Source organism: Paenibacillus sp. G2S3 (assembly GCF_030123105.1).
Lineage (GTDB): Bacteria > Bacillota > Bacilli > Paenibacillales > Paenibacillaceae > Paenibacillus_AQ.
This window is the reverse complement of record NZ_CP126095.1, coordinates 1,184,747-1,197,342: the sequence shown is the minus strand read 5'-3', so window position 1 is coordinate 1,197,342 and position 12,596 is coordinate 1,184,747. Positions and strand designations below refer to the sequence as shown.

Here is a 12,596-nt window from a genome sequence, read left to right as displayed (position 1 = left end):
TTCTCCGCATTAAGGATGATTTAGAATAACGGAACGATCGTTCCAGAATAACCAAAAAAAATTATATTCCTGCAATTACAAAGCTTATCATCTCTTTGGCACGTTGCTGATCTTGATCTGCTTTTGCCATAATATTTATGCTTTGATGTAAATTCAGCAATAAATAAGACCACGCTTTGACATCAGTAGTTTTATCAATTTCGCCTGATTGTCGGCCTTTTTCCAAAAGCTCGCAAAAAGCCTGTTCTAAATTCAAAAAACTAGTCTTTATCAATTCATTTATTTTTTCATCCCGCGACTCTAGTGTTGTAGCTGCATTCGTTACAAAACACCCGCCGGGTAGACTCGTATCGTACGCTGAAGTAATATGTTGCTCAAAAAATTGTTGAATCCCTGCTCTAACGCTTGACGCCCGTTCAAGAATGACCTGTCTATTGAAGCTAACCTTTTTGTAATGTTCCAGTGCGGCAATGTACAACGTTTGCTTGTCAGAAAAAGTATCGTAAAGACTAGATCGGCTAATGCCCATAACCTGCAGCAAGTCCGGTATGCTTGTTGCCTCATAACCCTTTTTCCAAAACAACAGCATCGCTTGATGTAGTGCTTGATCCTCGTTAAACTCTCTTGTCCTTGCCATGAGTAACACCTCCCGTAATGGCAATATAACATATTTGGAACGATCAGTCCAGATAAACTTCGAGAGAAAACCTTACGTTTTGCTTGGCATAGCTGATGAACTATAATTAGCCCACAAAAAGACCTGCTCGGTAGGCTTCATCGCTTACGAACAGGTCTTAGTTTATTATTTGGGTCTTTCAATTTCAAAAATCTCACCAATCGTAGCGTAATTAGCTCCCGCTAAACGACTTACTGCATTTAAGGCTCTAGGGTCAATCCGCCCCTCCTGGTAAATCGATTCATCGATATGAAACTGAACAATTTCGCCAATGAATAAATCACTCCCAGGTTCTTCTGCTCCTAGAGGTATCGCTTGTACAAGCTTACATTCCATTCGAACCTTTGCTTCCAATACACCAGGTACAGCTATATTTTTACTTTTGACCGGTGTAAGATTGGCAAGTTCAATTTCACTTTCTGCTCTTGGCAATGAAGCAGCGGTTTGATTGATTTTCCCAACATTCTCATCATCTACAATATGCACAACAAACTGATGATTGTTATAGATATTACGGGCTGTATCTTTTAATCGCCCCGCTGGTCTTTGAATAGACAGTGAAACCATTGGAGGATTAGACGAGACGATATTAAAATAGCTAAAGGGCGCACCATTCAAAATGCCATCTTCTGATTGTGTAGTAACAAAAGCAATGGGCCTAGGAATTACAGTACCAATTAATAATTTATAATTTTCCCGCTCACTATTTTGCTTCGGATCAATCGAAATCAATCTCCCCAGCTCCTTCTTCACTCTTTCACGAAATCAATCGTGCTTCTAACGGTATCAATAGGGCGTACTAATTTCTCGATTTGCTCACGTTTAAGTTCCAAGAATGGTGGCAATGAAAGCTTTTCTCCAACCGTTTCATATTCCTCATCGCCCATAAATCCAGGTCCATCTGTCGCAAGCTCAAACAGGATTTGTGGAGCAACACGTGTATACAGCGACTCGAAGAAATGACGATCCACATAACCTGAGGTACGGAATCCAAAGTCTTCAAAATGCTTAGTCCACTCATCTAGCATGGCACGATCCTCTACTCGGAAAGCCGCATGGTGAACAGTTCCAAAACCTTGACGCGAATTCGGTAAGTCCTCGTTATGCTCTACAATTATTTGCGCACCGTTTCCGCCTTCGCCGACTTCAAATAAATGATAAGCCTCTTCCTGACCGATTTCTTTAAACAACATGACTCTTTCCAACATTTCTTTAAAATAGCTGAAGTCAGCTATACGTACAAAGATCGGTCCCAAACCAGTTATCGCAAACTCTAAAGGAATCGGTCCTTTTTGCCATGGTGTACCTGATGCGACCCCTTCATTAAATTCATCGGAGATAAGCTGATATTGTTGATCATCAAAATCTACGAAGGATAAAGTCTTTTTGCCAAACTGCTCTTTAATTCCGGTATGCTTCACATCCAGACGATCAAAACGCTTTACCCAGTAGTCTAATGCAGCATCAGTTGGTACCCGGAAGGATGTCTTGGCGATCTCATTGGTTCCGTGTACACCTTTAGGGATGTTAGGGAAGTCAAAAAACGTCATATCCGTTCCGGCACTGCCCTTATCATCTGCAAAAAACAAGTGATACGTTTGTATATCGTCTTGATTGACGGTCTTCTTCACTAAACGCATTCCCAATACGTAAGTAAAGAACTCGTAGTTTTTCTCTGCGCTGCTTGTGATGGCTGTAACGTGGTGAATCCCTTTTAAATTTCTCATGATTATACACTCCTAAAGTTTAGTTTGATTTTGTAATATAATTCCCTAGTTTAAGAAAGAATAATTGAATTATCTTAATGTTAAGATATCAGTTAAAAAAATAGTCAGTGACACAACCCTTAAATAAAAATTCCTTAAAAGCTTCGTTCTGATGACAATCACAACATCCTTCTGTAAATTACCTTTATGTTAAATATCTTTAACTTAAGATAAATTTAACACAGACCCCATACTATTGTCAACCAGCCGCAATAAAGAACAAACTGCTTTCCGTTGAAGGCTGATCTGTAAATGCAGAAATAACGGAGTAGCTCTTTGCTACTACGCCGTTATTTTCCAGAATGCTTCTACCTTATCCTTATGTTCATCTATTACCTGACCAGCAATGCGTTCGGACTCCAGAGACTTTATTGGACTGAAAACACACAATATCGCCCCTGAATTTGACGATTAACGTCACCCGAGTCCGCAACTCTCCCCAAAAGCCTCAAAATGTGAAAATAGCTGTGTCTGAGTCCGTTACACATGACCAAGTGGTCCTTAATGCTCCGTTCTGGTTGGGTCGTTGCATTGTGCAACAGAAATTTAAAAAATCGTGCTGAATTATAGTTCTGTTGTATTCTGTACAATCAATCTATAAAAACGCTATTTAATTAGCGCATTTCCAAATAGTTTGATTGCAGAAAGTGCAGTAGATGTTATTTTTATGTTTGAAAAGGCTTTGTTTTTTACAAAAAAAGGTTATCTAATGCACGCATAACGAAGAACTGCTTCTTCTAGAATATCAATCCCCATAATAATATCATCTAAATCCGTATACTCATTGGGGTGATGACTAAGTCCATCAACGGAGGGCACAAAGATAAGTCCTACTGGGCAAAGTTTGTTCATGTTCATGGCATCATGCCCTGCCCCACTGATCATACGTTGATTGGATATCCCCCTCTCTTCACAAATGGACTCTAGAACATGACTGATCTCATCCGATAATAGGACAGGTTCCTCGGAGATGATTTCCGTACTCACAATTTCAAGTTGTCTGCTTTCTTGTACTGAGGAGATCGTTTGATATAAATGGTCTAACACACGTTGCCTGGATGCCACGGAAGTAGATCTGATATCAATTTTAATTTCTACCTCTCCCGGAACCACGTTCATAGCGCCATTCAAGATCTCTATCACCCCGAGGGTCGCAACCGTTCCAAATTCTTGTTCCAGTTTGGCTGCTTTCTCAAGCTCTAGTGCTATTTCTGAAGCACCCAGAAAAGCATCTTTTCTCATATTCATAGGTGTCGTCCCGGAGTGGGATGCTTTCCCTGATATTTGAATATACAGTCTCACAGGTGCAGCAATTCCAGTCACAATTCCAATTCTATTATTATTGTTTATAAGTACAGGGCCTTGCTCGATGTGTAATTCAAAAAACGCTTTTAATTCCTCATTCCTTCTACTCGCCTGATCAATACTGTTGTAATCTAATGCGCATAGCGAAAATGCCTTTTCCATGGTAACCCCATCTTTGTCCTTTAAATCTTTGTATTTCTCCTTCTGAAATAACCCTGCCATTACTTTGCTGCCTACTGTTGAAATACCAAACCGTGAGGATTCTTCACAGGCAAATGAAATAATTTCGATCGGATGATCCGTTTCAATCCCTTTTTCGTTTAGACGTTTGATCACTTCCAAGGCAGCCGTTACACCTACTACACCATCGTACTTCCCACCTTGATATACCGTATCCAAGTGAGAGCCCATTACAACGGGTGGGAGCCCTTCTATCTTCCCATTTCTTCTAGCAATCACATTTCCGCAATGATCCATCCGGATATCTAAATTTTCAGCCTTACACATCCGCATAAAAGCACTCGTACATGTCTGCTCTTCATTTGTATAGGCAATTCTAGTGATGCCCTTCTCACCCGAGTTATATTGATTAATATTATCAAATAATGCCTGATATCTTCTCTTTCTATCCATGCCAGTATCTCCAATCCTGGGTATTCATGATTATGGTTTCATCAAAATTCGTGAATGATATACAATAGAGGTAGTGCTAGTCTTTAAAAACTACTTACTTGATGAGGTGTAATGGATAGCTATGAAAAAGACTATTATTTTTAAAGAAAATGATCAATTTACAATTAAAGCTGATTTTTATGAAACAAACCGTACCCATGCCCCTGCTATTGTATATATTCACGGAGGCGGCCTACTTTGGGGTGATCGAGAAGATCTTTCCGAGGAAATGATACAGCTTTACACCAATAATGGCTTTGCGCTATTTTCAATTGATTATAGATTAGCTCCTAGATCAACACTTTCTGACATTCTTGAAGATGTCCAAGATAGCCTTCTTTGGTTAGCGAATGAAGGACCTGAACAATTCTCCATTGATCCCTCAAGGATTGCTGTGGTGGGAAGCTCGGCAGGTGGATTCCTTGCACTATGTACAGGAACGTTTACCCTTAAGCCTCGTGCGATTGTTTCCTTCTATGGATATGGCGATATTAGTGCACCATGGGCACTCGAACCAAGTAAATTCTATTGTGAAAAAGATATCGTCTCCAAAGAGATTGCAAAAAGTACAGTGTCCGATCAAATCATTACGAACGCAAGCGTTGACGAGCGTTTTCTTCTCTATTTATATGCTAGACAATCCGGTCAATGGATCCAAGAAGTCACAGGCTTAAATCCTTCATTACATAAGGAAGAACTCCTCAAATTCTGTCCTATTCATCATGTAACTAAAGACTTCCCCCCTACATTGTTATTGCACGGAACGAACGATGTAGATGTGCCGTATGAACAATCCGTATTCATGAGAGCTGCGCTAGTAAAAGAAGGCGTACCGGCAAAGCTCATTACTATTCCTAACGGAGAACATGTATTTGAAAAAGATTTCGATAACCCTGTTGTGCAAAAAGCTCTTCATCAGGTAATTGATTTTCTTCAGCTTCATCTTGCCGAGTAGGTCTGTAAAAGAACAGGAAAATCCGGCACTAAAATAGTGCCGGAAAATATAGGAGACAGCCTGAATTATTTCTTGTTTAATTCGTGGAAATGCGTCCATAAATGATCGCAATCCTCTCTAGCTTCCACTTTAATCATATTAACAACACTCTCATCATGACCCACAAAATATTCGCGAAGGTGAATGTCTGAGAAGCCATGCTCTTTCGCATCATCTCTAGTGCTGCAATAATGAACTTCCTTAACCCCTGACCAAATGATAGCACCCATACACATTGGACACGGCTCACAGGTGGCATAAATTACGCAATCCGATAAGTCCATCGTGTCTAGCTTTTTGCAAGCTTCTCGGATAGCTACCATTTCTGCATGTGCAGAAGGATCCGTGTCTCTCATCATTGTATTGCTAACCGCTGCAATCACTTCATCACCTCGAACAATCGTTGCACCAAACGGGCCACCAAATTTCTTATTCATACCCTCGATCGTTGCATCTACGGCCAATTTCATGTAATCCATTTCAAAATTCCTCCTCTAGTTTAAATGGGATGATTTTAGTGTTTTGCTAAAGATGGTGTATAGAACAAACGAAACAATTAAGCCACTAAAGAAAGCAAAATCATTCATCCTAACTAGGAAGGGGACACCCTTAAGAAATGCACCTGACATAGGAAGAATGAAGCTGACTGCTAGAACAGCCATCGCAACAGGATTGTAACCATTCTTATATTCACCATTGCTGCCTGCTGGGACATAGATATTATCAAGATTTAATACTCTTTTCCGATGAATAAAAAAGCTTGAAAGCATAATGCCCGCAATTGGACCAAAGATGGACCCAATAAAGCTATAAAAGAAAAATAAGGTCGTCGTACCTTCTACAAGCTTCCATGGCAAAATCAAAGTACCAACAACAGCTGTCAATACACCCGCAGTCTTTACAGTGAATTTTTTCGGGAAAAGGGATGACATTTGCAATCCAGCTGGTAATAAGTTTGCAAACACTACGAAGGCGATAGCTCCTACGTTTAGCGCTAGAATCAATACAACAACCGCGAAAGTGTTTTCAATTTTATCAATGGCATGTACGATATTGAAGATCGGTTCACCAAACGCAATTTCAGTCCCCGCGATTAAAGCCACACAAGTGATGGCGAAAAGAATATAAGACAGGATAAACCCTACTGGTAATCCAATCATTGCCGCTCTTGGTGATTTCGCACGATGCGTGAAGTCCGACATATTCACAACAGGACCCGCCCAGTTAGATACCAATGCACTCACGCAAGCAATAAAGACTAGTGGACTTGAACTTGGGTTCGCTGGTACATACTCTAAAATTGGCCCAAACCCACCAGCAATCTTGATCGCCCAAACAGCAGCACCAATAATAAACACATACACTACTGGGGATGACCAGTTACCGAACTTACCTAATGTTTTCATTCCACCTAAGAACAATAAAACCGTTGCTGTCCAAAGAATTGCATAGGAGATCATTGTCGGGAATGCTAAGCCGAAGAGTGTGAAGCCACCGCCTAACTCCATATAATTTGGAATAAATCTAGCAAATATAACATTTAATGATTCTGCACCTACAACGGTTGTGGTTCCAAAGAATACTAATCCGGCAACAAGTCCTCGTATTAATGCAGGTATAATGGCTCCCTTTACCCCAAATGAATCACGAAGCAACATCGCGAATGGCAGCCCATATTTAGAGGCAGAATACCCATTTAAAGCATAAAATGCGGAGACAATAATGGCTGAAAGCATAACGGCAAAGAGCACCTGTGTTGTATCCAGCCCTAGGACGAAGAAACCTGCTACTGTCATATACGACATAATATTATGAACAGCGCCCATCCAGAGGGTTATATAGTTGGACATCCCCCAGTCTCTTTGCTCAGGCTTTTTGGGCAGTAATTCCTCACCGTAACCGTATGATTTGTACCTATCATAATTTTGTTCCAATTTTGCTTGATCCATATCTACACTTCCCCTCGCTTAAACTACTTCACGATATGAGTGCCTGCCTGTTCATTAATCGCATCCTTCAAGCTTTCCGGATTCGTAATAATAACTCGCGTTCCGCTTTTCTCTAAGAAGCTTAAACTCGCCTCAATTTTAGGCAGCATGCTTCCTGCTGGAAAGTGATTTTCTAGCACATATTGTTTAGTCTCATCAATCGTCATTTTGGAAAGTTCCTTTTGATTCGGCTTACCATAGTTGATGCAAACTCTAGACACTCCCGTTGTAATAATTAATGTCTCCGCATGGATCTGTTCTGCTAAAAGACTCGTAGCAAAATCCTTATCGATGACTGCATCGATACCTTTGTACGTGTTATCATCAGACTTCACGACTGCAATACCTCCACCGCCTGCAGCAACTACGACAAAGCCCCCATCGATTAATGACTTAATCGCATCTTTCTCTACAATATCTATAGGTCTTGGGGATGGAACTACTCTACGGTATCCTCTACCAGAGTCTTCTACAAAGCTCCATTCCGGATGTTCTTTTTTCATTTCTTCCGCTTGTTCTTGGGAAAAGAAAGATCCTACCGGCTTCGTCGGATTCTTGAAGTTAGGATCTTCTGAGCTTACTTCAACTTGCGTAATAACCGTAGCCACATTCTTATGGATCCCTCTAACTGCGAATTCATTAATTAAAGCTTGTTGAATTAAATAACCGATTCCCCCTTGTGTATCGGCCCCACAATTTACTAGTGGAACAGGAGACATGCCGGCAATTTCATGTGCAATTTCAGATCTTCTTAGCCCAAATCCTACCTGCGGTCCATTACCGTGTGTAACGACGACATTGTAGCCCTCTTGCACCATATCAACAATATTAACGACAACTTCTTTTACTGCTTCAGATTGGTCATGAATTGAATCCAGGCCATTTTCCTTGACCAATGAGTTTCCGCCAATAGCAACGATCACAGTTTCTTTCATCTGATGCCTCCTATGCTGCAATTCTCATGCTCTAATCGAGTAATTCAAGAGATTGCTTTTTGTGTGAGTGGTATAACGGATTCGTTGGATCATTCTTAATTGCGTTCTCGATAGCCTCAATAGCTTCTTTATGCTTACCAAGCGATCTTAGACTGTTCGCCTTATGGAAGGAGAAGTCATATCTATTCGGCTGAAGCGCTAGCAGCTTATCCATCTCGATAACTGCTTCTTCGTGTCGCCCAAGTTCTCTTAAATAATTAGATTTGTGGTAGCGATAGAACGTTTCATTAGGCGCTAACTGACAGGCTTTATCATATTCCTGAAGAGCTTCCTCCGGTTTTTTCCACAGTCTTAAACAATTCGCTGTGTAGAAATAAAATTCTAAATTAGCAGGATCCATAGATAAAACGCTTTCATAGCATTGAAGTGCCTCTTCGTATCTCTTTAATTCCTGCAAGAAATAACCTTTATAATAGATGAAATCCAGGTTATCAGCATCCACTTCCAGCGCCCTGCTTATGACAGATATAGCTTCTTCATATTGATCGTTGTTAGCAAGAGCCTTTGCCTGCTTCACATATTCGTTAGTTTCTGGGAAGCTTTGTTCTAGAATCTTCACGACTTTATGCTGACCATTCTCTTCGGCACGTTGTAGGGATGAGAGCCCATCTCGATCAGGCAAATGCACATCTGCCCCCGCATGAACTAGCGCTTCAATAATGTCAGAATATAGTCGTCCGCCATTTCCCAATATGACTGCTTCGAGGAGGGCTGACCAGCCTAAGTTGTTGACATGATTCACTGGAACCCCAGCATCAATACACACTTCTACGGTTTTTAAGTAACCCTTTTCGCTCGATGGTAACAGCGCTGTTCCACCAAATCGATTCACGCTCTTCAGATCAGCTCCACCAGCAATCATGAGACGCAGGATTTCATAAAAGCCATTTGCTGCTGAGCAAATAAACGGTGAGAGCTGTGTAATATCTCTAGTGTTTACGTCACTTCCTGCTTCTATTAATCTTTTAGCAATCGCGATTTGATTGTTTTGAGTTGCCGCCATTAACGCTGTTCGCCCTGCAGCATCTTTATAATCAACACTGGCACCTTCATTTAATAGTGTCTCAACAGAAGCCAGTTCTCCCTGTTCACTCGCCTCAATAAGTTTTGTATTCAAGGATAGATTATCCAAATTTGTTCACTCCTTCACAACCTAGCACGTGTGTTCATCTAGTTCGAAATAAGAATCATGGGCTAAGCAAGTTAGCCCTCTTCTTATTTAATATTTTCACTTAATGCAAGTAATGCTTGTTCAAAAGCTTCGATTGGAGGATTAACGATACCCGCACCAATCATTCCAATCCCCGCATCTTTATGTGCAATGGCTGTATTAATAATCGGCATAATTCCTGTTTGAATAACTTTTTGAATATCAATACCTGTTGGAATCCCTATAAAGTCAAGCATTGGAATCGTCACGTTAGGATTTTCAGTGGTTGTGATTTCTGCCATTTTTGTGGTGTAGCTGATTGCATCATCAACGGTACCACCTACAAGCGAAACAATGGCCGGTGCAGTTGCCATAGCAAATCCGCCAATTCCATAGGTCTCCGTAATCGCACTGTCTCCAATATCAAGACCAGAATCTTCTGGTTTATAACCAGCAAACATAGGTCCAATTACTTGTTGTGCAGGACCTGTAAACCACACGTTTCCAGCGATTCCACTCACGCGAATACCGAATTCCACTCCGTTGCGAGCCATTGTGGTAACAATGGTACTATTCTCAATGCCATGCGCAGCATCAAGGGCACATTTACAAAGCGCCATCCATGTCGGACCTGAGAAATAGTCGCTGCTGCTAACGAATTCAAACACTTCTTTTTTCTGTTCAACGGTGAAATTGGTTTGGATAATATAAGGCGTTAGCGCTTGGATGAGCAGGGTTGTTCCAGCTACATTTCGGTTATGACATTCGTCGCCCATATGAAGGGCTTGTGACAACATTAAGCGCAAGTCAATGCCATTTGGATTTAGCTTCATCGCATCTCTCAAAATAGGACCCAATACATCACGCATCCAAATCAAACGCTGGATAACACTCTCGTCATTCGCACCCATCCGAAGGATTTTGGACATTTGTTCACTTAAATTTGTATAGGCAATATTCCCATACGTTTTATTCTCAACAATATGCATAAACATGGAAGCCGATGTTACACCAGCCATGGAACCAACACAGTTATGTTCATGACATGGCGAGAAAACAATCTCTCCAGACGCAGCTAGTACAGCTGCTTCTTCAATATTGGGGGCAAGTCCTTCAAATACAATAGCCCCTGTTACCGCACCTTTCATCGGACCATTCATTCGTTCCCAAGTGATTGGCGGGCCAGCATGTAAAATCGTATTTTTCGTCATACCAGGAACCACATTGATCGCTTGGTCAAAGCCAATCAGTACCGGTTGCGAGTTAATAATTCGCTCAACAGCCTCTTTGTTAGCAGCTTCAATCTTATCTGTAACACTTGGGTCTTCAAGCTTATCCAGCGCAGCAATTAATTCTGGATTCCCTCTGCCTGGCGGCGTCCACTCCAAGTGAGTTACATTCGCGTTTTGTTTTAACAAATCATCTCTAAAGTTCTCAATGCCTACATTTATGACATTTAGTTTATTCGTAAAAAGTTCATTGATTTTACTCATGACTATTCTCCTTTCACTACGAATTCTCTTGCTAGTAGACCTGCGTTCTGACTGCTGCTAGCATGTGTAGCACCAGAAGCTAACAATTTATTAATTTGACCTTCAATATTTTGACTATCTAGCTCGGTTCCAAGAATGTATCCAATAATCTCTAGATGTCTTCCTTCATCTTCGGCTGCTTGCTTCGCTTCGATAATCGCTGGAAGCATTGCGCCTACAGGATCCTCGTGCGCTCCGAAGCCTAGAACAAAGTCCATCACAATAACACCGACAGAAGGATCTTTCGCTTCTTGAATAAATCTTTCAATCCGAGTGGATGGATCTATCATTGGATGTGGCTTACCTTGTGTAAATTGGTCGTCTCCGAAGTCAATAAAGGTATGATCTTGGCTTACTCTAACATCTTTTAAGCGATATTCAGGCTCCCTCTGAATGTTACTGTAGACATTATCGAATTTCTCCATAGCAATGTGCATCGCTTCATCACAGAGCGTACCGCCACTGAATAGTCCACGGATATATTTTTGCTGAGGCTTTAACTTCGCACGCACTTCTTCAATAAGCGGAAGATTTAACGTACGTTTGTTAAGCTTCGATTCGTCTGCTCCAGCTAAAAGTACCGCTTTAAGTGCCGCTTCTTTTGACATTTTTGCAAAGTGACCGCCAGCTTGGGTGACCTTTTCTTCATTCCCACCCACAAACCAAACCACAACTGGTTTCTTACATTGTTTAATTTGTGCTAGTACTTTCTCTTCTACACTCGGTGCTGGTGGTTTAGATACGAGAACAATAACCTTTGTTGCATCGTCCTCTTCTAACGCTTTAATTCCGGCCAGCATCATAATGCCGCCAACCTCTTCACTTAGATCTCTACCGCCTGTACCGATCAATTGTGTGATTCCACCGCCAAATTCATGAATACGAACCGTTACCTCTTGGCTACCTGTTCCTGATGCGCCAACGATCCCGATATTGCCTTTTCTCACGGCATTGGCAAAGCACAAAGCGACATTACCAATAATTGCAGTACCACAGTCTGGCCCCATCATTAGCAAGCCTTTTTCTTGGGCTAAAGTCTTTAATTCAATTTCATCTTCAATACTTACATTGTCGCTAAACAGCATGACGTGAAGATTATTTTCAAGAGCTTTTCTTGCTTCTCTAGGAGCGTAGCTCCCATTCACGGCAATAATCGCTAAGTTAGCTTCAGGAGTACCGTTTACAGCTGAGGTAATTGTTGAGTATTTAACCTCACTCTTTCCTTTAGAGGAATCTTTCTTTTTCGTTAACAATTCATTGATGCTTTCGAAAGCGCCCTCACACAGCTCTTCAGAGGCAGCCTTCACAATAATCACTAAGTCACTCGTCTTGGCACTTTCCACTTCAGGTGTCATCAAGCCCACATTTCTAATGACCTCTTTATTCATTTCAGTACCCATTGCAATAATGGCTTGTTCTACGATTTCGATCTGATTCGCTTTTGTTGAGAGTGACATCAAAGATACGGAATCGATATAAGTGTTTGGTTTTACTAAAACTTGAACAGTCATACTTGTA

The 12,596-nt window shown here is 41.1% G+C and carries 11 protein-coding genes; 1 reads left to right on the top strand and 10 read right to left on the bottom strand.

Translation table 11 applies throughout. The annotated features are described in order from the left end of the window. Nucleotides 1-61: 61 nt before the first annotated feature. The 4 genes from QNH28_RS05225 to QNH28_RS05210 all read right to left on the bottom strand — a co-directional run bounded on the left by QNH28_RS05225 (nt 62) and on the right by QNH28_RS05210 (nt 4,380). Nucleotides 62-637, bottom strand: coding sequence for a TetR/AcrR family transcriptional regulator (locus QNH28_RS05225; protein ID WP_143812169.1), 576 nt, complete (start codon nt 635-637; stop codon nt 62-64). 165 nt (nt 638-802) lie between these two features. Continuing rightward, nucleotides 803-1,408 (bottom strand): flavin reductase family protein, encoded by a 606-nt coding sequence (locus QNH28_RS05220; protein WP_283910456.1) that lies wholly within the window; start codon nt 1,406-1,408, stop codon nt 803-805. Nucleotides 1,409-1,425: 17 nt separating this feature from the next. Beyond that, nucleotides 1,426-2,403, bottom strand: coding sequence for a ring-cleaving dioxygenase (locus tag QNH28_RS05215; protein WP_283910455.1), 978 nt, complete (start codon nt 2,401-2,403; stop codon nt 1,426-1,428). Between the two features lie 741 nt (nt 2,404-3,144). Then, nucleotides 3,145-4,380 carry a Zn-dependent hydrolase gene (locus QNH28_RS05210; RefSeq protein ID WP_283910454.1) on the bottom strand — a complete coding sequence of 412 codons (1,236 nt, stop codon included), beginning with the start codon at nt 4,378-4,380 and terminating at the stop codon, nt 3,145-3,147. Between the two features lie 121 nt (nt 4,381-4,501). On the opposite strand from QNH28_RS05210, the gene QNH28_RS05205 reads away from it, so the two are divergent. Then, nucleotides 4,502-5,374, top strand: a complete 873-nt coding sequence (locus QNH28_RS05205; RefSeq protein ID WP_283910453.1) for an alpha/beta hydrolase — start codon at nt 4,502-4,504, stop codon at nt 5,372-5,374. 65 nt (nt 5,375-5,439) lie between these two features. Here QNH28_RS05205 and QNH28_RS05200 read toward each other — a convergent pair whose 3' ends face one another. The 6 genes from QNH28_RS05200 to fdrA all read right to left on the bottom strand — a co-directional run bounded on the left by QNH28_RS05200 (nt 5,440) and on the right by fdrA (nt 12,589). Next, entirely contained in the window at nt 5,440-5,892 is a 453-nt protein-coding gene (locus QNH28_RS05200; RefSeq protein ID WP_042124600.1) for a nucleoside deaminase, read from the bottom strand. Between the two features lie 15 nt (nt 5,893-5,907). After that, on the bottom strand, nt 5,908-7,362 hold the full coding sequence (locus tag QNH28_RS05195) for a cytosine permease (protein ID WP_283910452.1): 1,455 nt from the start codon (nt 7,360-7,362) through the stop codon (nt 5,908-5,910). Nucleotides 7,363-7,385: 23 nt separating this feature from the next. After that, on the bottom strand, nt 7,386-8,336 hold the full coding sequence (gene arcC, locus QNH28_RS05190; RefSeq protein WP_283910451.1) for a carbamate kinase: 951 nt from the start codon (nt 8,334-8,336) through the stop codon (nt 7,386-7,388). A gap of 31 nt (nt 8,337-8,367) precedes the next feature. Then, entirely contained in the window at nt 8,368-9,513 is a 1,146-nt protein-coding gene (locus tag QNH28_RS05185; protein WP_283910450.1) for an ankyrin repeat domain-containing protein, read from the bottom strand. Between the two features lie 98 nt (nt 9,514-9,611). After that, a complete protein-coding gene (locus QNH28_RS05180; RefSeq protein WP_283910449.1) occupies nt 9,612-11,039 on the bottom strand; it encodes a YlbE family protein in 1,428 nt (475 codons plus the stop codon). 2 nt (nt 11,040-11,041) lie between these two features. Continuing rightward, on the bottom strand, nt 11,042-12,589 hold the full coding sequence (gene fdrA / locus QNH28_RS05175; RefSeq protein ID WP_283910448.1) for an acyl-CoA synthetase FdrA: 1,548 nt from the start codon (nt 12,587-12,589) through the stop codon (nt 11,042-11,044). Nucleotides 12,590-12,596 lie beyond the last annotated feature (7 nt).

Excerpts from the sequence above, each read along its gene's own strand:
- QNH28_RS05225 (WP_143812169.1), bottom strand. The coding sequence starts at position 637 with ATGGCAAGGACAAGAGAGTTTAACGAGGATCAAGCACTACATCAAGCG.
- QNH28_RS05215 (WP_283910455.1), bottom strand. The coding sequence starts at position 2,403 with ATGAGAAATTTAAAAGGGATTCACCACGTTACAGCCATCACAAGCAGC.
- QNH28_RS05210 (WP_283910454.1), bottom strand. The coding sequence starts at position 4,380 with ATGGATAGAAAGAGAAGATATCAGGCATTATTTGATAATATTAATCAA.
- QNH28_RS05205 (WP_283910453.1), top strand. The coding sequence starts at position 4,502 with ATGAAAAAGACTATTATTTTTAAAGAAAATGATCAATTTACAATTAAA.
- QNH28_RS05200 (WP_042124600.1), bottom strand. The coding sequence starts at position 5,892 with ATGGATTACATGAAATTGGCCGTAGATGCAACGATCGAGGGTATGAAT.
- QNH28_RS05195 (WP_283910452.1), bottom strand. The coding sequence starts at position 7,362 with ATGGATCAAGCAAAATTGGAACAAAATTATGATAGGTACAAATCATAC.
- arcC (WP_283910451.1), bottom strand. The coding sequence starts at position 8,336 with ATGAAAGAAACTGTGATCGTTGCTATTGGCGGAAACTCATTGGTCAAG.
- QNH28_RS05180 (WP_283910449.1), bottom strand. The coding sequence starts at position 11,039 with ATGAGTAAAATCAATGAACTTTTTACGAATAAACTAAATGTCATAAAT.
- fdrA (WP_283910448.1), bottom strand. The coding sequence starts at position 12,589 with ATGACTGTTCAAGTTTTAGTAAAACCAAACACTTATATCGATTCCGTA.